This window comes from Sinomonas sp., from assembly GCF_036848755.1.
GTDB lineage: Bacteria > Actinomycetota > Actinomycetes > Actinomycetales > Micrococcaceae > Sinomonas.
Genome location: NZ_DAIUJO010000242.1, coordinates 1 through 1,953 on the forward strand (window position 1 = coordinate 1; position 1,953 = coordinate 1,953).

2 protein-coding genes are annotated in these 1,953 nt (G+C 65.6%); one reads left to right on the forward strand and one right to left on the reverse strand.

Annotation, left to right across the window (positions count from 1 at the left end):
* A partial coding sequence (locus tag V7053_RS18960) for a dolichyl-phosphate beta-glucosyltransferase (protein WP_334173798.1) occupies window positions 1–1,070 on the reverse strand: 1,070 nt, incomplete at its 3' end.
* Between the two features lie 291 nt (window positions 1,071–1,361).
* Here V7053_RS18960 and V7053_RS18965 point away from each other — a divergent pair.
* On the forward strand, window positions 1,362–1,700 hold the full coding sequence (locus V7053_RS18965) for a hypothetical protein (protein ID WP_334173799.1): 339 nt from the start codon (window positions 1,362–1,364) through the stop codon (window positions 1,698–1,700).
* The last annotated feature ends 253 nt before the right edge of the window (window positions 1,701–1,953 follow it).

Consider the following 1,953-nt stretch of genomic DNA (forward strand, 5'->3'; position numbering starts at 1 on the left):
ACGGCATGAAGCGTGAGGAGTGACGACGAGGTCAGCCCCCACGCGAGGCCGAACACGATGAGCCCCTGGAACTGCTGTATCCCGTAGTGTTCAGGGCCGCTGATGCCGAACGTGAACCGCCGGTTGGCCGACGTGTTGAGCACCGCCGTGATGAGCAGGGCTGCGAAGTTCGCCGCCTGAGCGCCGGCCATCGGCTGGATCATGAGGTACAGCACCGCGAACGCCAGAGTCGAGAACACGCCTACCGCGCCGAAGCGGAGCACCTGCCCGAAGAACGACGGCGTCGCGGCCGGCAGGAGGGGGCGTCGCCCGAGCTCGGCATAGATCGCGGCGAGGGGGACCTTGCCGCGCGTGAGCGAGGACGCGACCCGGACGATGCCGCGCATGTCGTCGAGGGCCGTCTGCTTGATGTTGACGCTGCTCGTGGGGTCGTCCGTCCAGTCGACGGGGATCTCGTGGATGCGGAGTCCAGCGCGCTCGGCAAGGACGAGCAGTTCGGTGTCGAAGAACCAGGAGTTGTCCTCGACGTGGGGGAGTAGCGCCCTGGCGACATCCGCGCGCACCGCCTTGAAGCCGCACTGCGCATCCGAGAACCGCACGCCGAGGGCGCCGTGGAGCATTGCGTTGTAGGTCCGCGAGATGAACTCCCTCTTCGGCCCCCGCACCACCCGCGAGCCGCGGCGGAGCCGGGTGCCGATCGAGATGTCCGAATGCCCCGAGAGAAGTGGGGCGATGAGCGGCGGGAGGGCCGCGAGATCGGTGGAAAGGTCGACGTCGAGGTACGCCACGACCTCCGCGGGAGACGCCTCCCAAGCGTCCCGCAGGGCGTATCCGCGACCTTTCACCGCCAGCCGGCGGTAGACGACGGCGTCATACCGCGCCGCGAGCTCCGCGGCGATCGCCGGGGTGCTGTCCGTGCTGGCGTTGTCCGCGATGGTCACGCGCCAGGGAACGTGGAAGGCCTCGCCGAGGTACTCCACGAGAGTGGTCACGCACGCCTCGAGGCTGAGCTCTTCGTTGAAGACTGGTACGACGATGTCGATTGCCAGGCCCCCAGTGACTCTGGTCATGGCGAACAACGTAGGGCCCCTGCAAGGAGGCGCACCATAGCTCTGCGCAAATTCGAGTACCACCTGCCGAAAGCCAAGTAGCACGTTCAACCACTCGCCCAGAACCGCCGAAATACGCGGGAAAGTCGAGTACTCGGCCCGCGTCGCCAAGTGGTGCGCAGCATTCTTTCCTGGAGGGAGACGGGTAGCCGTTACTCGGGACAGGCGCCCCTTGGGCGGCTGTACTGGTCATAGAGGGACCAGGGCCGTGCAACGGTGCCCGGCGAGGTCCAGACAGGGGGCGTGGCGAGGATGTCTGTCACCGTCGGATTCTGGCCGGAGATTCTCTCGGTCACGCGCACGAGGGGCGTCGGCGACCGAGCCGAGTGGCTCGTGATCGTCTCGATCCACCCCGACGGAACGCTTGGGGTGGGAGTCCGTATCGATGCCCAGCCTGGCGAGCTGCTGCCACCGGAAGCAGCACATTGGGCAGTCGGGCATGTGCGTAGCGACACCAAGTCGGAGAGCATTGTCGCAGTCGTCGACGCAGGAGTGCCGCCAGAAAGGGCGGCGGCCATCCGGGGCGAGATCTCCAGGGAAGCCGGGCAATTCGGACTGCGGCTCCAGCCGTCTCAGCTCGTCAGGATGTAGCTCGTCTCAGCTCGTCAGGATGTAGGCGAAGCTGGCAATATCCGGGCGGACGGTCGATACTAGTTGCGAGATTTGTCAATAAATTGTCAATACTAGTCATGTTCTCGCGCACCCTTCCGGGGCCACCATTGAGGAAGGGCGATTCGAGCAGCAGGACGCCCACTCCCTTGCGGCCACACGCCTGATAGGACCGGAAACGCGATGAGCAGCGGAGCTGATGAAAGTTTGCGGGCGTTCCTTCGGCATGAGCACG